15 protein-coding genes and 1 tRNA gene are annotated in these 20,109 nt (G+C 52.8%); all 16 read right to left on the bottom strand.

Annotated features, from left to right (window positions below; genetic code table 11):
- Window positions 1-4: 4 nt before the first annotated feature.
- The 16 genes from AC1EKE_RS01695 to carA all read right to left on the bottom strand — a co-directional run bounded on the left by AC1EKE_RS01695 (window position 5) and on the right by carA (window position 20,094).
- A complete protein-coding gene (locus AC1EKE_RS01695; protein ID WP_297126534.1) occupies window positions 5-919 on the bottom strand; it encodes a DUF2764 family protein in 915 nt (304 codons plus the stop codon).
- Between the two features lie 6 nt (window positions 920-925).
- The gene (locus AC1EKE_RS01690; RefSeq protein WP_480307795.1) at window positions 926-1,540 is read right to left on the bottom strand and encodes a hypothetical protein; all 615 of its coding nucleotides are present in this window, start codon (window positions 1,538-1,540) and stop codon (window positions 926-928) included.
- 347 nt (window positions 1,541-1,887) lie between these two features.
- Entirely contained in the window at window positions 1,888-2,082 is a 195-nt protein-coding gene (rpsU, locus tag AC1EKE_RS01685; protein WP_296165370.1) for a 30S ribosomal protein S21, read from the bottom strand.
- Between the two features lie 84 nt (window positions 2,083-2,166).
- Window positions 2,167-3,165, bottom strand: a complete 999-nt coding sequence (locus AC1EKE_RS01680; RefSeq protein ID WP_480307794.1) for a glycoside hydrolase family 130 protein — start codon at window positions 3,163-3,165, stop codon at window positions 2,167-2,169.
- Between the two features lie 6 nt (window positions 3,166-3,171).
- Entirely contained in the window at window positions 3,172-4,458 is a 1,287-nt protein-coding gene (locus AC1EKE_RS01675; protein ID WP_480307793.1) for an MFS transporter, read from the bottom strand.
- Window position 4,459: 1 nt separating this feature from the next.
- Window positions 4,460-5,938, bottom strand: coding sequence for a rod shape-determining protein RodA (gene rodA, locus AC1EKE_RS01670; RefSeq protein ID WP_480307792.1), 1,479 nt, complete (start codon window positions 5,936-5,938; stop codon window positions 4,460-4,462).
- 4 nt (window positions 5,939-5,942) lie between these two features.
- On the bottom strand, window positions 5,943-7,784 hold the full coding sequence (mrdA, locus tag AC1EKE_RS01665) for a penicillin-binding protein 2 (RefSeq protein WP_480307790.1): 1,842 nt from the start codon (window positions 7,782-7,784) through the stop codon (window positions 5,943-5,945).
- Window positions 7,781-8,308, bottom strand: a complete 528-nt coding sequence (locus AC1EKE_RS01660) for a rod shape-determining protein MreD (protein WP_296164501.1) — start codon at window positions 8,306-8,308, stop codon at window positions 7,781-7,783. The genes mrdA and AC1EKE_RS01660 overlap by 4 nt, the downstream gene beginning before the upstream one ends.
- Entirely contained in the window at window positions 8,305-9,168 is an 864-nt protein-coding gene (mreC, locus tag AC1EKE_RS01655) for a rod shape-determining protein MreC (protein WP_480307788.1), read from the bottom strand. The genes AC1EKE_RS01660 and mreC overlap by 4 nt, the downstream gene beginning before the upstream one ends.
- Window positions 9,169-9,237: 69 nt before the next feature.
- On the bottom strand, window positions 9,238-10,257 hold the full coding sequence (gene mreB / locus AC1EKE_RS01650; RefSeq protein WP_296164137.1) for a rod shape-determining protein: 1,020 nt from the start codon (window positions 10,255-10,257) through the stop codon (window positions 9,238-9,240).
- 19 nt (window positions 10,258-10,276) lie between these two features.
- Entirely contained in the window at window positions 10,277-11,851 is a 1,575-nt protein-coding gene (gene purH / locus AC1EKE_RS01645) for a bifunctional phosphoribosylaminoimidazolecarboxamide formyltransferase/IMP cyclohydrolase (protein ID WP_480307785.1), read from the bottom strand.
- 39 nt (window positions 11,852-11,890) lie between these two features.
- Window positions 11,891-13,186, bottom strand: coding sequence for an L-serine ammonia-lyase, iron-sulfur-dependent, subunit alpha (locus AC1EKE_RS01640; protein ID WP_296164133.1), 1,296 nt, complete (start codon window positions 13,184-13,186; stop codon window positions 11,891-11,893).
- Between the two features lie 375 nt (window positions 13,187-13,561).
- Window positions 13,562-13,634: transfer RNA gene (locus tag AC1EKE_RS01635), tRNA-Pro, on the bottom strand.
- A gap of 276 nt (window positions 13,635-13,910) precedes the next feature.
- Window positions 13,911-15,518, bottom strand: a complete 1,608-nt coding sequence (gene pckA, locus AC1EKE_RS01630; protein ID WP_480307784.1) for a phosphoenolpyruvate carboxykinase (ATP) — start codon at window positions 15,516-15,518, stop codon at window positions 13,911-13,913.
- A gap of 269 nt (window positions 15,519-15,787) precedes the next feature.
- Window positions 15,788-19,015, bottom strand: coding sequence for a carbamoyl-phosphate synthase (glutamine-hydrolyzing) large subunit (gene carB / locus AC1EKE_RS01625; RefSeq protein WP_480307782.1), 3,228 nt, complete (start codon window positions 19,013-19,015; stop codon window positions 15,788-15,790).
- Window positions 19,012-20,094 (bottom strand): glutamine-hydrolyzing carbamoyl-phosphate synthase small subunit, encoded by a 1,083-nt coding sequence (carA, locus tag AC1EKE_RS01620; RefSeq protein ID WP_480307779.1) that lies wholly within the window; start codon window positions 20,092-20,094, stop codon window positions 19,012-19,014. The genes carB and carA overlap by 4 nt, the downstream gene beginning before the upstream one ends.
- Between the last annotated feature and the right edge of the window lie 15 nt (window positions 20,095-20,109).

The raw sequence follows: 20,109 nt of genomic DNA, 5'->3' as shown, positions 1-20,109 counted from the left end.
AAGCTTAGAGGCGGTTATGTCTCTTGGCCTCTGCCCGAAACTTCTCAAGGTCTGACCGGCTCTCGTGATTGAGCTGATCGATGATCTCTCTGAAGCGACTCTTGCCTATCTCTGCATCGAGAGAGCTCCAGCGGCTCAGCATCTGCAGCTTAAGCAGGTAGGCCAGCATGGTATCGATGGAGAAAGTGTCAGCAAAGGTGAGACTGTCCAAGTAATCCCACTTCAGCTGATCAATGCGATGCTCCCTGACGGAGAGATCCTCCTCCTCGGAGATCTGTAGCACCTTCTGCACCACCTCTCCCTCCTCGAGGAAGCTTATATCATGCCAGTTGCCACTCCTGAGGAGCCGCACCAGCTCACTATCACCGACGATCAGCCTACGAGCGTCAAGGTCGTGGCGCTTGATCGTAATAGCTGCCAACACAAGGCGTATGGAGCGATCAAAGCTAACCCAGGTGCGGACAAACTCATCCCCCCGCTTCATAACGTAGCGGAAGTAATAATTATCTAAGATATCCTCATAGAAATGCTCTGCTGGACGGTCAATCTCTTGATCGTGGCGATACTCGTACATGAAGTCCACCAGATAGGAGGGATAGGTCTTCGGATCAAAGTGTAGCTCCTCTCCCACCATCTCTGAGGTAATCATACCTCTCTCTGCAGCAGCGACCAACTTGCGTAGCCTGTCGGGCCCTACTACGTATGGGACCTGCGGCTCGGGGATCGGTCGATCATAGAGTAGAGCCACGAGCGCTCTGTTGTCCTCACTGAGGAGCAACAGGTCCAGGAGCTGACCATCTCGGCGGGTAAGCTGCCCGCGAAGAGTCTCCACAAACTCCCTCAGAGTGAGTGGAGGATTCTTCCCTATCTCCGGTCTCAGTGTCGGCAGACCTGCTCCTAAGGCATAATACTCAGCCATAGAGGGTCACTCTTTGTCGGGTGCCGTGAAGAGAGCCTCCCGAAGCTGAGGCCGCATAAAGTCCTTGAAGTACTCCGTCAGGGCCTCCTTGCTTACCACGACCTCGTAGCCCTTATCGGCTGGTGAGATGGCAAATGATGCCGCCCTACCCTGGACACTTTTGATGTCAAGTCCTTTCGCAAGGATCCCGGAGGCATGGTTCATAAAGTACTTCCTGAGAGCCTCACCATCCTCGGTAGAGACAGTGACGCTATTGCTCCCCTCGTCAAAAAGCTTTTGGCATAGCCTGAGTACTACATCGTAGAGCCTCTCAGGGTCGGCAAATGCTTGGTCAACACCCTCGCTGACAGCACGATCATTGATCATATCACCGATCTCCGTCCTCAGTGCATCCGAGGCACGATCAGCCGAGAGCTGAAGCTCCCTAAGGGAGCGCTCACGTAGCCCGGCTACTTCGCTGTCTGCTCTGGATAAAATCTCCTTAGCCTTTGCCTCAGCCTCAGCAAGGATCTTGTCTCTCTTCTCCTCTGCTGCTGCTACGATCTCCTCTGCGCGAGAGTCAGCCTTGGCGATACCATCCTTGTAGATCTTACTCGCCAGTTCTTGTACTTTGTCGTCCATACGAACTCACTCGATATAGTTGCTAATCTTATTATCCTACTTTATGACTACACGTGAACGACTTCACGCATAATATCGGCAAACCTACAAATAATTCCTATGATAGCTACCCTCGTTTTATCTTATTGATGCGACTTTGCACAGAATTCCAGTCTTTAGCCACTTTGCAAAGGGCGTGGAAAAGATGAATGCCCAGTCTTGCAGGTTTTTCTACAGTGCTTATCGAGATAAGATGCAATAAAAAGAGAGACAACGGAAAATAGCCGTTGCCTCTCTATGTATTTACACCTCCTCAGTGTTATATGTATTCTACATGGTCTACTCTCCTTGTCTGTCGACAGAGAGTATCACTCCGTCATCTCCCTACGCATATTCTCTACGTAGCGAGCCTTCTCCATCTTACGACGGCGAATATCGGAGGGCTTACGGAAGTTGCGATTATCGCGCAGACGACGCATAGTGCCTGTGCGGTCAAACTTCCTCTTGAATCTCTTCAGGGCACGCTCGATATTTTCGCCCTGGCTTACCGGTACAATGATCATATAGTAATATTATCAATGTCCACGAGGATCCATATGTCCCCGCTTCGCCTGCAAAGGTAACCTATTTAATTGGTATTCCCAATACTATAGGATGTTTGTCCTCCGCGTAAAATCGATTATCTCAGGGATATACCCAAAGGCGATGCCGGTGACAGAGTCGGCGCATCCATAGTAGATGGCTATGCGTCCGCTATCCGGATCGTGGAGTGCAGCACAGGGGAAGCAGACGTTGGGTACATCCCCGACACACTCATACAGCTCCTGTGGAGAGAAAAGGTATGCCCCACTCCGTGCAGTCACCTTCCAGGGCTGATCCTTATCAAGGAGTGCTGAGCCGAAGGCGTACACATACCCATTGGCGCTCCTGAGCACACCATGGTATATGAGCAACCATCCCTCCGAAGTCTCGATAGGGATTGGTCCAGCTCCGATCTTGAGACACTGCCATGCGCTTACCTCAAAGGCAGCCGGTGACATCACATGGCGGTGGTGTCCCCAAAACTCCAGATCCGGTGACTCGCTGTAGAATATGTCCCCGAAGGCGGTATGACCATTGTCGCTCGGCCGGCTGAGCATAGCATAGCGGCCATTGATCTTACGTGGGAAGAAGACGCCATTGCGATTGAATGGCAGAAATGCATTCTCCAGCTGATGGAAGGTCCGGAAGTCGTCCGTCCAAGCCACCCCGATGGTGGGTCCATGATAGCCATTGCACCACGAGACAAAGTAGCGACCATCGATCTCTGTCACCCGAGGGTCATATCCATAGACCCACTCTCCCACCTCCGGGATATCACAGTCGAAAACAATCTTATCCGGGGAGATATTCCAGGAGAGACCATCCTGACTAAATCCCACGTGGAGACGCATCCTTCGATTGGTGTCATCGCAGCGGAAGACCCCGGCATAACCGTCCTTGAATGGGACGACTGCACTATTGAATATGCTGTTACTTGTCGGTGTCTCATGCCTACCGATGATGGGGTTTTTGCTGTATCTCCAGAGTGGAGCATGACATCCTTGAGGGCGATCCTCCCAAGGCATATTGGGGAGAGACCTCCCGGTGATTTTGATATTATCCATATTCATTTATTTAGTGAGTTTATTCCCATCTCCATCGTAGGAGAAAGGTACTATTTTTGCGCATATCAGCCCAGGTATGGACACTAGGACCGCAATGAGGAAGAAGGAGCTGTACCCAACCGCATCGCTGATGGTGCCACTGACCAGACCGGGGATCATATAGCTGAGGTTCATCAGGCTATTGGCAATGGCATAGTGTGCCATGCGATGTGGTCCCGGTGCCACCTGCTGCATCATAAAGAGCGTTAGACCGACGAATCCGAAACCATAGCCAAATTGCTCCACAACGATCCCCACCGCTGGCCATACTAGATTGGTCGGGTGGAAGAACGCAAGGAGGAAAAAGATGATGAAGGGGAGATTGAAGATCACTGCCAGAGTGAAAAGTACCTTCCGTAGACCATAGTGACCTATGTAGTACCCGGCCAATATGCTTCCTCCTATAAAGGCTATCGTCCCCAGCGTCCCGTATATGAGTCCAAAGTCCTTATTTGTCAGTCCCAGTCCTCCGAGCTCGGTGCCGGCCTTCAGGAAGAGAGGCGCCACCTTAATGGCCAGCCCCTCTGTAAAGCGGTAGAGGAAAATAAATAGCAAGTAAAACCAGATGTGCTTCTTCTCAAAGAAACTGACGAAGATCTCCCATACCCCTTGCAGAGTCGCCCTGAGAGATCGCTTCTCATCCGTTACAGGGGCTTCACTATGGGGTAATACTGCCATATGCCACACACCGAGTAGCAGCATCAGTCCGCCTGCCACCAGTACCATACTCTGCCAAGAGCGGACAATCCCAAGAGAGGTAGTGAGGTAGCCAACGAGATAGACCAGTCCGCCCTTGGCCAGCACCTTGGCGATGTTGTAGAAGGCACCCTGCCACCCGACAAACTTGCTCTGAAGCGTAGGCGTGAGCGCTTCCATATAGATCCCATCCCCGGCAATATCATGCACCGACCCTGAGAGTGCCATCACTGCCATCAGGAGGAGCAGTAGCGGAAAAGACTCCTCTAAGCCAAGCGATGCTGCGATCAGACCGAGCATAAGAGCGGAGATAATCTCAGAGATAAAGACGTACTGCCGCTTACTCCCGAAGAGCTCCATCACCGGGCTGAAGAAAGGCTTTAGGCTCCACGGAAGGATCAGAAGTGAAGCCCAGAAGGTGATTTCCTTATCCGGGATGCCCATGTCCTTGAAGAGCAGCAGCGAGACGTCCGAGAGCATGACCATCGGGAGCCCCATGGCGAAGTAGACTGTGGAGACCCACGAGATAGGATTGAGTTTGGTGTCCGTTTTCCTCATATTATCGGAGAGTGGAGACCGGCATACGCGAGGCATCCAGTCTCAAGAGTACAAATAAGAGCAGGGTAAAGCTTAGCAACGATGATCCGCCATAGCTGATGTAGGGGAGCGGGATGCCGATCACTGGGACGAGACCGATCACCATCCCCACATTCACCAAGAGGTGGAAGAAGAGTATGGATGCCACCGCATAGCCGTATACACGAGCAAAGGTCTCCGGCTGGCGCTCTGCAATGTAAATGATACGGGAGATCAGGGCGAGGAAGAGGAGCAGCACGACTAAGCAGCCGATGAAGCCCTCCTCCTCCCCGATAGTACAGAATATGAAGTCCGTCGTCTGCTCAGGTACGTAGGAGAGCTTAGTCTGCGTCCCCTGCAAATACCCCTTGCCGAGCAGACCACCGGAGCCGATCGCGATGAGACTCTGATGCACATTGTAGCCGGCACCGGCGGGATCGTCCTTAAGCCCCAGTGAGACAAGAATACGAGTCTGCTGGTGCGGCTGGAGGATATTGTCAAAAAAGTATCCCACCCCGGTGTACATAGCCACACTCACCCCGGCAAAGGTGATCAGCCGACCGATATGTCGACCTCTATGACCATAAGCCTGTAAGACCACCCATACCAGCAGAAGCACCAGCGCAAGGATGGCAAAGATCGAGAAGTCGACACTCATCCACAGTGAGAGGATTGCAGCCACTGTCATCAGCGAGGGGGCAATTACTAAGCCGACCAACCAAGCTCGGTCAAGCTCGCAGTAAGCCTGAGCTGAGAGGACCACCCCGAGATAGATCAGTAGCGGGATAACCAATCGCCCGGCCGGGGTAACGCCCCAAACCGACTCGGCAAACCTGAGCTCCAGCACGAAAAGCAGAGCGCAGAAAACGCCAAAGAGCGGGACAGCACTACTCAGCCCCTCTCTGTAGAGGATGATGATGAATGCAGCGTAGACCAATGCTGATCCTGTCTCTGACTGAAGTACGATGATCAGCATCGGGGCAATGATGATGGCAAAAGCGATCGCCAGATCACGGGTGCGCTCGAGGCTAAAGTTATACTTCGACATCCACCATGCCAGCATTAGGGCGGTGGTGAGCTTAGAGAACTCCGCCGGCTGTAGCCTCACAGAGTCGGTGATCACCAACCACGACCGTGATCCCTTGATGTCCGGAGCGATGAAGATTGTCACGATCAAGAGACCGATCATGGCGAAGTAGAGTACAGGGGCAGACTGCTTCAGGAAGAAGGTGTCTATAAGCAGTATGGCAATCGCTGCGCCGGCAGAGATCCCGATCCATATCAGTTGAGACAGTGCCCTACCCTCAATACTAAAGGAAGTATCGGTGATGGTATAAGTGCCATCGGCTGCATAGATGGTGAGCCATCCGATCACTACTAAGGTTAGGTAAAGCAATATAGCCAACCAGTCAGCCCGATGCCTCAGTCCCATCGAAGTCCCGGAGGATAGTCTCTTAGTCATACGCTCATCTAATTACTGAGGACAATATCGCCTTCTCGTAGCTGATCGACGAAGGAGTAATAGAGTCACCATGGAGATAGTAATCGAGCATAAGTCTACCGATCGGAACAGCATAGGTGGCACCGAAGCCTCCATTCTCCACCATGACAGCGATGGAGACCTTGGGCTCCTCCATGGGACCAAAGCCAAGGAAGAGGGAGTGGTCTTTGCCGTGAGGGTTCTCAGCCGTACCGGTTTTACCACAGATGGCAAAGTCGGATAGATTTGCCTTCCGACAGGTCCCGCCTATCACCGCCATACGCATTCCCTCAGCGATCACTTGGAAATACTCAGGTCGGATCCCTGTCTCCATACGCTCGATATAGAGCGAGTCCTGAGGCATCCCATCTATCTCCTTCACCAAGTGAGGTGTATAGTAGTGACCCCTATTAGCTACCACAGCACCGAAGTTGGCTATCTGTAACGGTGTAGCAAGGATCTCCCCCTGACCGATCGCTATGGAGACTATTGAGCTCGATGTCCAGCGCCCATTATGGAGCTTATTGTATACGGCAGAGCTTGGGATATAGCCACGGCTCTCTCCCGGCAGATCCACACCGGTCTTATGCCCGAATCCCATCTTGACGATATAGTCTCGCCAGTGATCAAAAGCCTCCTCCACGGTAGCGTAGCGGGATCTGTCGTCTAAGAATGCCCTCAGACCCCAGCAAAAATAGGCATTGCAAGAGGTGGCAATGGCGTGCCTGAGATCCAGTGGAGATCCGTGGCCATGACATCGGGGGCGCCCCCCGAGCAGTGGGTAGCCACGATGACAGGAGTACATAGTACCCGGCGTAATGCATCCCTCCTGCAGATAGGCTGCTGACTGCACAGTCTTGAAGGTCGATCCGGGGGGATAGGCAGCCTGAATGGCTCTATTGTAAAGAGGCTTGAGAGGATCAGTGGCGAGAGACTGGTAGTTCTTTCCCCGCTCCTTTCCCACTAAGCGAGAGGGATCAAAGGTAGGAGAGGAGACCAAAGCCAATACCTCCCCCGTACTCGGCTCTATCATGACGATCGCTCCACTCTTGCCTTGCATCAGCTGCTCACCATAGGCCTGCAGCTTAATGTCAATGCTCAACTTGAGATTATGCCCGGAGGTGAGCTCCTGATCATACTTTCCCTCCTCGTACTGACCCTGCACCCGACCATGGACATCCCTGAGGAGGATAGAGGTCCCTTTATTTCCTCTCAAGAATCGCTCATAGCTCTTCTCCAGACCGGTCGTGCCGGCGTAGTCTCCGGGCGTGTAATAGGGATCTCGCTTTATGTCACTCGGACCGACTTCACCGATATTGCCCAGCAGAAGAGCCCCTGCAGAGTATGTATACGCCCGAGAGGTATGGTGCTCGATGAGTAGACCGGGAAACTTGTATAGCTGCTCCTCTAATAGTCCTGCCTCCACTGAGGTTATCTGGGAGAAAATAGTCTGCGGTACAAAGGGAGAGTACCCTTTATTGGACTCCCGATCCTTCACCTGCTCCAGACGCTCACGTAGGTCTTGGATATCTATGTCCAGGATATGGCAAAAGGCAAGACTATCGAAGTCCTCCATCTGTCGCATAATGACCTTGGCATCTGCCGTTGCAGTATTATAGACGACGAGACTGTCGTTGCGATCACGCATCAGACCGCGTGACGGATAGAGGGTTCGGTGGTAAAAGGCAATATTCTCCGCTGCTAGCTTATACTCCGGAGAGAGCACCTGGACATAGAAGAGTCTCGCCACATAGACAATAACCACCAGCGTCATCACCCCTACGATGATAAAGCTACGCTCACTATACCTACTATGTGATGGTCTCATCCCCTCCTACGCGGCATCAAGAGTGCATCAAAGATCATAAAAAGCAGCACCGTTATCACAACGGATCCGCCAATGTAGGGTAATGTGTGCACCAAGAGTCCGGTGGAGAAAAACTCAAGGAGGAATATCGAGCTGATCTGCACCAGTGTGAGGGTCAGGATAAAGAGTAGGTAAGCTCCTGCTCCCATCAGGCGGGGAGTGATTAGCGGATTCTCCTCGTCCGAATTGTCAAGATCGTCCTTATCCACCAGCGCCCCCAGCAGCTTAGGGCGAAGGTAGAGCGTTAGTGCGGAGGAGGCCATATTGAGTCCCGGTGTATTCATCATCAGGTCAATAAATAGTCCTATGCAAGCGGCAAGGAGAGTCAGTACCCACGGCTCCGACCGGTACGGCATCTTGATAAGAGGGTAGAGGTATAGGATCGGCAAGAAGTACTGGAAGAGTAGCAGGTGGTTAAAGAGTACCACCTGCAAGAGTATCAGCACGAGGGAGAGGATACCAAGTCGTAGGGTGTACTTACTCATAGAGATCGTCTATCTGTGACTGGATCTTCGACCACATTTCTCTCCTGACGATTCTCATACTGTAGCACATAGACGTACTTCAGAGAGGCAAAGTGCGTGGATAGCTCCACTCGGTAAGCAAAGAAACTATCGTCAGGTGACTTCCCCGGACCTACCACTGTCCCTACAGACAAGCCGGAGGGGAAAGAAGCAGAGTACCCACTCGTAAAGACCGATCTCCCCGGCTCCAGCGACTGATGCTTGGGGATATTAGTCAGCAGAGAGTGATTGATATCCTGTCCATCCCACTTCAGTACACTCACAAGGTCAGAGCCATCCACCTTGCAGCTGATCCCAAAGGTACTATTGATCACCGGTACCACTCTCGAGTAATGGTCGCTCACCGCCTGCACGATACCGACCACTCCATCTGTGCTTACGACCCCCATATCTACTGCTACGCCATCCTGCTTTCCGATGTCCAAGGTCAGATAATTGCTCTTGTCAAAGAGCACCATCCCCACAACCCTGCCTACTATGTAGTGGTAAGGAAAGGGTCTCTCCAGTGTGTCACGCCCCAGGCGCTGCCAGGAGAGGGAGTCGACGGAGAGACGCTCCAGCTGGTTGTGCAACCGGAGTACCTCCCGCTCCAGTATCGCATTCCTATGGAGCAGCTCCACATTTGCCTCCTCAAGTCCGGTGTAAGCACGGACAGTCTGTGCCGTCTCCATCACCCTACCAGTAAGGTCATTGGCAGAGCTCAGCATGACACTAGACCGGTAACTACTGCCACTAAAGAGGAGTGCCAAGGCAACCACCTCAAGGAGTAGGAAAATCAGGAGATGTCTCTTGGACCGGAGAAATTCGACGAGGCGATCCATTAAGACGATGCACGGCTTGAGAGGCAACCCACCCTACCTAATCTATTAGTCAGGGAGGTGCCGTATGAGTTACTTAAAGAGCAGAGTGTACTTATCTGAGTTCTGAAGAGCAATGAAAGTGCCGTTGGCGACGGAGTATAAGGGGTCATCAGCGATCTTGAAGGGGATCTGAAACTTAGCCTGAAGTCTCTTATCAAGCCCCTTCAGCTGTGCACCTCCCCCAGCAAGGTAGATGCCGTTATTGAAAATATCTGCATACAGCTCGGGGGCAGTGTCGTCAAGAGCGTTTCCTATAGCTGTCTCGATCTTGGTGATCGACTTATCGAGGCAGGTAGAGATCTCATGGTAATTGACATCCACTGTCTTAGGCAGGATGCTCGCCAAGTCCTGCCCTACGACTGTATAGGGATCAGGCTCATTGTCCAGTTGATCGAGAGCAGAGCCGACATTTTTCTTGATCTCCTCAGCGGTGCGCTCACCGATGCGGATACTATGCTCGACCTTCATATAGTCGACGATATCGTTGGTGAATTCGTCTCCCGCCACCTTGATCGACTTATTGTTGACAATGCCACCCAGTGAGATCACAGCGATCTCCGTCGTGCCACCACCGATATCTACGATCACGTTGCCGGTAGGCTCCATCACATCGATGCCAATACCGATCGCTGCAGCCATTGGCTCATGGATGAGGTACACCTCGTTGGCCCCGGCCTTCTCAGCCGCATCGCGCACGGCACGTATCTCTACATCCGTGCTACCAGAGGGAACACAGACAACAACCTTCAGTGAGGTGGGGAAGAAGTGCTTCTTAGTCGTAGCCATCCGGATCATCCCGCGGATCATATACTCGCAGGCATCCAGGTCAGCGACCACGCCATCCTTAAGTGGACGGACAGTGGAGAGATCATTATTCTCCTTCTCGAAGCGACGATACGCCTCAGCACCGACCCACTCTACCTTGTCAGTCTTCTTATTGAGCGTCACATAGCTTGGCTGATCAATGATGATCTTGCCATCCTCTATGATGACCGTATTAGCAGTACCTAAGTCTACGGCTAATTTCCTTGTCAGTGAGAAAAAGCCCATCCTGTATCTAGTAAAAAAGTTAGTGTCTAAAATGACGATGACCGGTGGTCACCATGGACATACCGTGCTCATCGCAATAACTTATACTCTCCTGATCGCGTATAGACCCGCCCGGCTGGATGACGGACACCACGCCCGCCTCATAAGCTATCTCTACGCAGTCGGGGAAGGGGAAGAAAGCATCAGAAGCCATGACGGATCCCTCGAGAGAGAAGCCCATCGCTGCTGCCTTGCTGATCGCTTGCCTCAGCGCCTCCACCCGAGAGGTTTGACCGTAGCCGGCACCCAAGATCTGACGATCCTTGGCGAGGACTATAGCGTTGCTCTTGCAGTACTTTACCGCCTGCATCGCAAAGAGGAGATCTTTCGTCTCGCTCTCGGAGGGAGACGTACGAGTGACCACAGTGAGATCCTTAGCTTGGTCCACAAGCGTATCGCGCTCCTGCACCAGTACGCCACCCAGGGCAGATCGGTACTGGAGAGGATACTTGTCCTTGCCGATCTTGTCTCTCAGGATGATCCTATTTTTCTTTTGTGTCAGTAGCTCCAGTGCCTCCCTGCTATACTCGGGAGCAATGAGGACTTCGATGAAGAGCTTATGTAGCTCCTCCGCAGTCTCCATATCGACCGGTCTATTGAGCACTACGATGCCACCAAAGGCCGACTCAGTGTCACACGCAAGAGCAGCCAAGTAGGCGTCACGTATGGTCTCTCTGACTGCCAGTCCACAGGGCGTATTGTGCTTGACGATGCCACATGCGGGCTCATCCATCTCCTCGATCATATGCACTGCAGCATCCACATCCAGCAGGTTATTGTAGCTGATCTGCTTGCCGTGGAGGTAGTCGAAGCGCTCCTCAAAGCCCTTACCATAGTAAGCAGCTCGCTGATGAGGGTTTTCACCATACCTCATCGGCTGACATCCCTCCATAGAGAGAGAGAAACGCTCCTCTGGGAGCAGATCCTCTGACTCTTCTGCCGGATCGTCCATCGAGAGGAAGTAATTATGGATCGCAGTGTCGTAGGATGAGGACTCCTCAAAGGCAGCACGTGCAAAGTGTCGCCTCTGCTCCAGCGTTGTCTCACCGACCTGCTCGCTGAGTATGACAGTGAGCTCATCGTAATACTTAGCTGAGGGGATGATCACCACATCGGAGTAATTCTTGGCGGCTGCACGGATCAGAGAGATGCCACCGATATCGATCTTCTCTATGATATCCTCATGAGAAGCACCAGAGGCGACAGTAGCCTCAAAGGGGTACAGATCGACGATCACAAGGTCTATCGGATCAATGTCAAAGCGATGACAGTCCTTATCATCCTGCTCGTTACCTCGGCGAGTAAGGATCCCGCCAAAGACCACCGGATGGAGGGTCTTGACTCTCCCGCCAAGGATGGAGGGGAGACCGGTGCGGTCCTCCACCTTGGTGCAAGGGAGGTCAAGGCTGGTGACATAGTCATAGGTGCCACCTGTGGAGAGGATCTCCACCCCACTCTGCCCCAGTTGTCTAAGGAGTTTCTCCAGCCCCTCTTTATGGTATACCGATACAAGCGCTCTGCGGATAGGCTTGCGATTCTCTGATGATCTCGTCATATGTGGATAGTGATTATTCTTTCTCAGAAGCAGACAAACTTACATAAAAAAGGACAACTTTGGGCCCTCCTCTGACTTCTCCGCCTCCTCTCTATTGTACGATATCTCCTTGCCGAGCCGAGCGATGGGATTTCTGTAGCTGGTAGCGAGACCGCCGGTGGAGGTCTCCTTGTAGAGGCTCGGGAGGTCGTGACCCGTCTGTCGCATCACCTCTACCACTTGGTCAAAAGACACTCGGTGAAATCCATTGGAGAACGAAGCGTAGACATTCGCATCCAGTGCTCTTGCCGCTGCAAAGGCGTTACGCTCGATGCAGGGGATCTGCACGAGACCACAGATGGGATCACAGGTCAGTCCCAAGTGGTGCTCAAGCCCCATCTCGGCTGCATACTCTACCTGATTGAGACTGCCTCCAAAGAGCTGATTGGCAGCGGCAGCAGCCATCGAGCAGGCAACGCCCACCTCACCTTGGCAGCCCACCTCAGCTCCGGAGATAGAGGCATTCGTGCGACAGATAGCACCGAAGAGCCCCGCTGTAGCCATTGCCCGCAGGATCATCTTGTCCGGTATCTCCTTGGATACCTTGAGGTGATAGAGTACTCCCGGCATCACCCCCGAGGAGCCACAGGTGGGACCGGTGCATACCTGACCACCACCCGCATTCTCCTCACTTGCAGCCAGGGCGTAGGCGTACACTAGTCCGCGGGACTTGGTAGAGTAGCTGTAGTTATTGGCCTGCACATAGTACTCGCCGGCCTTACGGCGGAGATTGAGTCCTCCGGGGAGGATGCTGTCATTGTCGAGACCCCGCTCTACTGCAGATCGCATCACCTGCCAAGCCTCCCCCAAGTGATCCCATATCGATGAGTCCTCAAAGCGCTCCACATACTCCCAGAGTGACAAGTGCTCATCGAAGCAGTAAGCCAGGATATCCGTCATACGGTTGTGGGGGTAGACCTCACTCGCCCTACTCTCATCAAACTCCTCATTAGCCAAGTCTCCACCGCCGACACTGTAGACAGTCCAAGAGTCGATGAGCTTATCCTCCTTATCCAGCGCCTCATAGTACATACCATTCGTGTGGAAGCGCTTAACCGTCTGTGGCTCCCATACGATCTCGGTAGGGGCAACGGGCTCCAGCACCTCGAGGATGGCTACATCTGTCATATGCCCCTTACCTGTGGCTGCAAGGGATCCGTAGAGAGTGACCCTAAACCTCGCCGGCGTGCCTCCACTCAGGCGATCTAGGAACATCAGCGCAGCCCGTCTCGGGCCCATTGTGTGGCTGCTCGAGGGACCTTTACCTATCTTATATATTGATTTAATTGTCTCCATGAGTGATAGTTGCTTATGAGAGAAGGATTACACCCTCTATGACCTTACAAAGATAGCCCAATTAAACGACTTAATGGATCAGCTGTGATACATAATCTAGCTGTATGCATCAAGTCCGACCATAATAATCCTGCCTTCGCAAAGGAGCTGGTTATTTACAGCATTAATAGACTGGTTGCCAATAAGAAGAAGGTCCATAAAGCACCTGTCTCACCTCTCAGAGCTTACCCTCATCACTAATACCGATATTAGAGAAGTCTAATACCGGTATTAGGTCGAACTAATATCGGTATTAGACTTCTCTCTGAAGGGATAGGGTCAAGAAAACAAAGGTCGAGAAAGTGTGCGGACATACTTTCTCGACCAAGAAATCTGTCGGGATGAACAGACTCGAACTGTCGACCTCCACGTCCCGAACGTGGCGCGCTACCAACTGTGCTACATCCCGTACTCTTAAGTGGTGGCAAAGATACACTTTTTTCCTCATACTTCAAGCCCCAAGCTGTCTATTTCAGCCTGAGTTTCCCGATTTCGCCCACCCTACTGCCCCACTCTCTCTGGGATAACGGGCACGGTCTGAAATCGTAAGGACACTGCGGGTGTCGCCTTAGGCTAGTGTGGTATAAAAAAAGAGATCCCGGCACCGATATATGGTGCTGGGATCTCTCAGTACTTAGGCGAGAGACGCGATGATGTAGCGTCTCAGGCTATTGATGCATGCTGCTTAGAGCTGCGGACCGGCAGGTACGAGGGACTTACCGTGGTCGTTGGTCTCAAACTTCTTGAAGTTCTTAATGAAGCGAGCAGCGAGGTCCTTAGCCTTCTCCTCCCATGCAGCCTCACTATCGTAGGTGCTGCGCGGATCGAGGATATTAGAGTCTACGTTGGGCAGCTCTGTGGGGATCGTAAGATTGAAGTAAGGGATCTTCTTCGTGGGTGCATTCTCGATAGAGCCATCGAGGATAGCGTCTACCATTGCACGGGTCTGCTTCAGAGAGATACGCTTACCGGTACCATTCCATCCCGTATTGACGAGATAGGCCTTGGTATTGTGAGCCTTCATCTTCTTGACCAGCTCCTGAGCGTACTTGGTTGGGTGCAGAGTCAGGAAGGCTGCGCCGAAGCATGCTGAGAAGGTGGGGGTGGGCTCGGTGATGCCACGCTCTGTACCAGCGAGCTTAGCGGTAAATCCGCTGAGGAAGTAATACTGAGTCTGAGCGTCATCAAGGAGAGATACAGGAGGCAGTACACCGAAGGCATCAGCGGTCAGGAAGATGACGCGCTCAGCGTGACCAGCCTTGGAGACCGGCTTCACGATGTTGTCGATGTGGTAGATCGGGTAAGAGACACGAGTGTTCTCAGTGACAGACTTGTCTGCGAAGTCGATCTTACCCTCCTTGTCTACAGCGACGTTCTCGAGGAGTGCATCACGACGGATGGCGCCATAGATAGCAGGCTCACCCTCCTTGCTCAGGTTGATCACCTTGGCGTAGCAGCCACCCTCGTAATTGAAGACACCATCGTCATCCCATCCGTGCTCATCATCACCGATCAGGAGACGCTTGGGGTCAGCGGAGAGGGTGGTCTTACCGGTACCGGAGAGACCGAAGAAGATGGCGGTATGCTCGCCATTCAGATCAGTATTGGCAGAGGAGTGCATCGAGGCCATACCACGACGGGGGTTGAGGTAATTCATGTAGCTGAACATACCCTTCTTCATCTCACCACCATACCAGGTGTTGAGGATCACCTGCTCGCGGCTGGTGAGGTTGAAGACAACAGCGGTCTCGGAGTGGAGGCCGAGCTCCTTCCAGTTGTCCACCTTTGCCTTGGATGCATTGTAGACTACGAAGTCCGGCTCACCAAAGTTCTCCAGCTCCTCCTTGGAGGGACGGATGAACATATTGGTGACAAAGTGTGCCTGCCAAGCCACCTCGACGATGAAGCGGATCTTGACGCGGGTGTCCTCATTGGCACCGCAGAAAGCGTCCACGACGTAGAGCTTCTTGTCTGAGAGCTCATCGGTGGCAAGCTTGCGCACTACATCCCAAGTCTCCTTAGAGCAGGGGTGGTTGTCATTGTGATACTCCTCGCTGTCCCACCAGATAGTATCCTTGGAGGTCTCGTCTACGACGAAGAACTTATCCTTAGGAGAGCGACCGGTGTAGATGCCTGTCATGACGTTGACAGCGCCCAGCTCGCTCACCTGTCCCTTCTCGTAACCCTCGAGAGACGGATCAGTCTCATCCTTGAAGAGACGGTCATATGATGGGTTGTGGATGATCTCCTTGACACCCTTGATGCCGTACTTGCTTAAGTCGATGTTTGCCATAATTTAATGTTGTGTTCGTATAAAGTTTATCTTCTTTCTTACACTCTATTGGTAGCAGCAGGGGGAGCAACTGGCACTCCACTCGCATCACCTTATTGCACGACAAAGGTAATCTAAAATAGTAGCTTAACCAAGGATTTAGCGAATTATTTCATCAATACAACCCTGTTGCATTTAATTTACTCTTTTATTACCTCCGTCTCCATACGTGGCAAAGGGCACTAATCAGCGATTAGATGCCCTTTGCAATCAGTATTCTAGATCTTGAATTACTTAAATTCGTCCCAGCTCATAATCTCGATGTCGTCCACGTCCTTGGCACAGAATGCCTCGATGAAGGAAGCAGCGAGACGGGCGTTGGTCACCAAGGAGATATTGTGGTCGATGGCTGCACGACGTAGCTTGTAGCCGTTGGTCAGCTCTCTCGGGGTGAGGTTTTTATTGATATTCACCACCAGATCTACCTTGTGATCTCGCACCAGATCAAGGGCCTGTGGCTCCTTCCCTTCCTCGCTTGGCCAGTGGCAGAGCTCAGCAGGGACACTATTCTCATTAAGGAAGCGGCAGGTGCCCTCGGTGGCGTAGATCTTGAGTCCACGCTTGATCAGTAGGCGAGCCGGTTCGAGGAGATCGACCTTTTGCTTAGCTCCACCGGTGGACATCAGCACGCCTCTTTCGGGGATCTTCTGCCCTACAGCCAGCATTGACTCGAGGAGTGCCTCTGAGGGGCTGTAGGAGATACAGCCTACCTCTCCTGTGGACATCATATCCACTCCTAGGACAGGATCAGCCCTCTGGAGACGAGAGAAGGAGAATTGAGATGCCTTGACACCGACAAAGTCGAGATCAAAGACACTCTTCTCAGGCTTGTCGTACGGCTTGCCCAGCATGATCTTCGTTGCCAGAGTGATGAGATTCTTCTTGAGCACCTTGGAGACGAAGGGGAATGAGCGCGAGGCTCGGAGGTTGCACTCGATCACCTTGATCTCATTTCCACGGGCGAGGTACTGTACGTTGAATGGTCCGGAGATATTAAGTGCCTTGGCGATCTGACGGGTGATGCGCTTGATGCGGCGCACTGTCTCGATGTAGATCTTCTGTCCAGGGAATTGGATAGTGGCGTCTCCGGAGTGCACACCGGCAAACTCTATATGCTCACTGATCGCATAGGCGACCAGCTCGCCCTTGTCTGCAACGGCATCCATCTCGATCTCCTTCGTATTCTCCATAAAGGCGGAGATCACCACTGGGTGCTCCTGGGAGACATCCGAGGCAAGACGGAGGAAGCGCTGAAGCTCCTCCTCGTTGGAGCAGACATTCATCGCTGCACCACTGAGGACATAGGAGGGACGCACTAGCACCGGATAGCCCACTTTATCGACAAAGCTCTTGACATCGTCAAATGAGGTGAGCTCGCTCCATGCAGGCTGATCAATGCCCAAGCTGTCGCACATCTCGGAGAACTTGTATCTATCCTCCGCATGGTCGACATCCTCCGGCTGAGTGCCGAGGACCTTGCAGCCACAGCGGTGGAGCCTCATAGCGAGGTTATTGGGGATCTGACCACCAGTGGATAGGATCGTGCCATGAGGCTGCTCCAGGTCAATGATGTCAAGCACCCGCTCCAGAGTCAGCTCATCAAAGTAAAGCCTATCCGACATGTCGTAGTCGGTGCTGACGGTCTCGGGGTTGTAATTGATCATGATGGAGTGGTAGCCCTCCTCCTTGATTGTATTGAGGGCAGAGACGCCACACCAGTCAAACTCGACCGAGCTACCGATGTGGTACGCCCCTGAGCCAAGCACGATCACACTCTTGTCCCCATCCTCAAAGGAGACATCGTGACGATGACCATCGTAGGTCAGGTAGAGGTAATTGGTCTTGGCAGGGTACTCTGCAGCAAGAGTATCTATCTGGCGCACCACCGGAGTGATACCCATACTCTTTCGAAGCTCTCGGACCTCCAGCTGAGCCGCATCCATATCCTTGATCGTGTGCTTGAGCACCGCGCGGGCGATCTGGAAGTCGGAGAAGCCCTGTACCTTTGCCCTCCTCATCAGCTCAGGCGAGATGTCGCTGATCTGTGACAGGGTCTCCAGCTCCTCAGCCGTATCGATGATATTGTGCAGTTTGTGGAGGAAGAATTTGTCGATCTTTGTCAGATCGTGGATCTGATCGATCGTATACCCTGCTCGGAAAGCCTTACTGATGACAAAAATGCGGTTGTCGGTAGGCTCCCGTAGAGACTTATCTATATCCGAGATGACCAGCTCCTTATTCTCGACGAAGCCGTGCATTCCCTGGCCGATCATCCGGAGCCCCTTCTGTATAGCCTCCTCAATGGTGCGACCGATGGCCATAATCTCGCCTACAGACTTCATGCTGGAGCCGATCTCACGCGATACACCGGCAAACTTGCTGAGATCCCATCTGGGGATCTTGCAGACGACGTAATCGAGTGCCGGCTCAAAGAAGGCAGAAGTGGTCTGAGTGACGCTATTCTTCAGCTCATGAAGACCATATCCCATACCGAGCTTGGCAGCCACAAAGGCGAGCGGATAGCCGGTGGCCTTGGAGGCGAGTGCTGAGGAGCGGCTCAGACGAGCATTGACCTCGATGACACGATAGTCCTCGCTCTGGGTGTCCAAGGCGTACTGGACATTGCATTCCCCCACAATGCCTATGTGGCGGACGATACGGATGGCGATGTCGCGGAGCTTCTGAAACTCCGAGTTAGTCAAGGTCTGAGAGGGAGCGACGACGATACTCTCACCGGTATGGATGCCGAGCGGATCGAAGTTCTCCATATTGCAGACCGTTATGCAATTGTCATACTTATCGCGCACGACCTCGTACTCAATCTCTTTCCACCCCTTGAGACTCTTCTCGACCAGTACCTGAGGGGAGAAGGAGAAAGCTCGCTCGCAGAGAGCATTTAGCTCCTCCTCGTTGTCGCAAAAGCCACTCCCCATACCACCGAGGGCGTAGGCCGCACGGATGATGACAGGATAGCCGAGCTCCTTAGCTGCCTCGCGGGCATGATCTATATCCTCACATGCCTCACTGGAGATGGTGTGGACCCCGATCTCGTGCATACGCTCGCTGAAGAGCTCCCTGTCCTCGGTATCCATAATGGCCTGGACGGGAGTCCCGAGGACCTCTATATTATAGTCCCGGAGAACCCCTTTCTCGTAGAGGGCGACACCACAGTTGAGGGCAGTCTGTCCTCCGAATGAGAGCATAATGCCATCGGGGCGCTCCTTCTTGATCACTCGCTCAATAAAGTACGGGGTGACGGGGAGGAAGTAGATCGTATCAGCAATACCCTCAGACGTCTGTACTGTGGCGATATTGGGGTTGACGAGGACGGTGTGTATTCCCTCTTCCTTGAGAGCCTTGAGGGCTTGAGATCCTGAGTAATCAAATTCGCCCGCCTCACCGATCTTGAGGGCACCGGATCCGAGGAGGAGGATCTTCTTGTATTTCTTTACGTTCACGAGTTTAGGAGCTTAATAAAGTCATCAAAAAAGAATTCGGTATCCATCGGGCCTCCGTGGCACTCGGGGTGGAACTGGACTGCGAAGTACCTCCCTGACTCGTGGATGATACCTTCGTTGGAGCCATCATTGAGATTCTCGAAGTAGGGACGCCAGCCGGCAGGGAGAGTGTCACTATCAACGGCAAATCCGTGATTTTGGCTGGTAATAAAGCACTTATCTGTGCCACAGAGACGTACTGGCTGATTTGCTGAGCGGTGACCAAACTTCATCTTTTTCACCTTGGCACCAATGGCAAGAGCCATGATCTGATTTCCCATACAGATCCCTCCTATAGGCTTTGCACCGCTCTCAATGACCTGTCGTATATGATCAATGAGGGCGGTGCACTGCATCGGATTACCCGGACCGTTACTGATGAAGAGACCATCATAATCCATCTCGGTAAAGTCGTAGTCCCAGGGGACGATCGTGAGGTCAACATCGCGGTCGAGGAGCATCCGGACAATATTCTCCTTCGCGCCACAGTCCACGAGGACCACTCGCTTGGCACCACTCTTAGGTAAGTGGATCACCTCCGGTGTGGAGACCTCAGCGACGAGGTTTACCTCGTCGGTCTGGAAGAAGTCTATATCCTGTTCGTCCACCACCAGCTTACCGATGAGCGGACCATGATCACGGATATCCTTAGTAAGCTCCCGCGTGTCAACACCGGAGAGTCCGACCACGCCATGGCGATCGAGAGCCTCTGAGAGAGATTCTGCGGCATTCCAGTGAGAGTAGTCATCGGTATAGTCGTGCACGATAAGTGCGAGTGGATGGAGCTCCCGGCTCTCGAGGTAGAGAGCCAGATTGGTGGCGGGGTCTACATCCTCTGGAGGGAATCCGTAATTGCCTATGATCGGGTATGTACAGACAAGCATCTGACCCATATATGAGGGATCCGTCAGGGCCTCGGGGTAGCCAGTCATACTGGTATTGAAGACAACCTCTCCGCTGACACTCTTATTAGTGGCGCCGAAGAGTGTCCCCTCGTAGCAGGTCCCGTCCTGTAAGATGAGCTTACCTTTCTTTTTCATGGTCGCTATATGGTT

It is taken from the genome of Porphyromonas sp. C0041D3 (assembly GCF_056590575.1).
Note: the sequence above shows the minus strand (reverse complement) of the source record. Positions and strands in the feature narration are given on the sequence as shown.

What these genes read in the sequence shown, in the direction of transcription:
- AC1EKE_RS01695 (WP_297126534.1), bottom strand. Translation starts at nt 919, where the DNA reads ATGGCTGAGTATTATGCCTTAGGAGCAGGTCTGCCGACACTGAGACCG.
- AC1EKE_RS01690 (WP_480307795.1), bottom strand. Translation starts at nt 1,540, where the DNA reads ATGGACGACAAAGTACAAGAACTGGCGAGTAAGATCTACAAGGATGGT.
- rpsU (WP_296165370.1), bottom strand. Translation starts at nt 2,082, where the DNA reads ATGATCATTGTACCGGTAAGCCAGGGCGAAAATATCGAGCGTGCCCTG.
- AC1EKE_RS01680 (WP_480307794.1), bottom strand. Translation starts at nt 3,165, where the DNA reads ATGGATAATATCAAAATCACCGGGAGGTCTCTCCCCAATATGCCTTGG.
- AC1EKE_RS01675 (WP_480307793.1), bottom strand. Translation starts at nt 4,458, where the DNA reads ATGAGGAAAACGGACACCAAACTCAATCCTATCTCGTGGGTCTCCACA.
- rodA (WP_480307792.1), bottom strand. Translation starts at nt 5,938, where the DNA reads ATGACTAAGAGACTATCCTCCGGGACTTCGATGGGACTGAGGCATCGG.
- mrdA (WP_480307790.1), bottom strand. Translation starts at nt 7,784, where the DNA reads ATGAGACCATCACATAGTAGGTATAGTGAGCGTAGCTTTATCATCGTA.
- AC1EKE_RS01660 (WP_296164501.1), bottom strand. Translation starts at nt 8,308, where the DNA reads ATGAGTAAGTACACCCTACGACTTGGTATCCTCTCCCTCGTGCTGATA.
- mreC (WP_480307788.1), bottom strand. Translation starts at nt 9,168, where the DNA reads ATGGATCGCCTCGTCGAATTTCTCCGGTCCAAGAGACATCTCCTGATT.
- mreB (WP_296164137.1), bottom strand. Translation starts at nt 10,257, where the DNA reads ATGGGCTTTTTCTCACTGACAAGGAAATTAGCCGTAGACTTAGGTACT.
- purH (WP_480307785.1), bottom strand. Translation starts at nt 11,851, where the DNA reads ATGACGAGATCATCAGAGAATCGCAAGCCTATCCGCAGAGCGCTTGTA.
- AC1EKE_RS01640 (WP_296164133.1), bottom strand. Translation starts at nt 13,186, where the DNA reads ATGGAGACAATTAAATCAATATATAAGATAGGTAAAGGTCCCTCGAGC.
- pckA (WP_480307784.1), bottom strand. Translation starts at nt 15,518, where the DNA reads ATGGCAAACATCGACTTAAGCAAGTACGGCATCAAGGGTGTCAAGGAG.
- carA (WP_480307779.1), bottom strand. Translation starts at nt 20,094, where the DNA reads ATGAAAAAGAAAGGTAAGCTCATCTTACAGGACGGGACCTGCTACGAG.